1 protein-coding gene is annotated in these 506 nt (G+C 38.9%); it reads right to left on the minus strand.

Features of this window, described 5'->3' with window-relative positions; translation table 11 throughout:
• Positions 1-44 precede the first annotated feature (44 nt).
• Positions 45-434, minus strand: coding sequence for an SCP-2 sterol transfer family protein (locus tag ACS8FC_RS21210; RefSeq protein ID WP_238036986.1), 390 nt, complete (start codon positions 432-434; stop codon positions 45-47).
• Between the last annotated feature and the right edge of the window lie 72 nt (positions 435-506).

The raw sequence follows: 506 nt of genomic DNA on the forward strand, positions 1-506 counted from the left end.
CAACTTCCTATTGCTTATGATCTACAAATCTTCGATACAAACGATTAAGCCATCGTCGTCATTGATTTGATACGCTTGTATAACTCTTTTTGCTCAGCACTTGGACGAGCAGTCTGTACTGCCATCAATTGTGACATATCGCCTTCAACGCGAATTTTACCGCTCATGAAAGCACCCATAATTTGGTTGGTGTCAAAATCAGTGATGATAGACTGTAGAATGCTACGATCTAATAACAATGTCGTCGTGCCATTACTATTTAGACCACGATGTAATAAACCATCGGCAAAGTTGGCTTCGATGTCTTTCTCAGTATCAGATACTTTTAGATTAACAATCATGTTAGCAAGCGCTGGTGGTAAGTTTAACTCACCTGCTTCACTACCCATTTTCTCCACTTGCTCAAACCATTCATCTGTCAAAAAAACTGCCATATTATTATCCTTAATGGGTGTTTTGTTGGGTTAACGCTGCTATTTGACGCATTAACCTGACTAGCAAATTAT

The sequence above is a fragment of the Psychrobacter sp. 1Y4 genome (genome assembly GCF_051847555.1).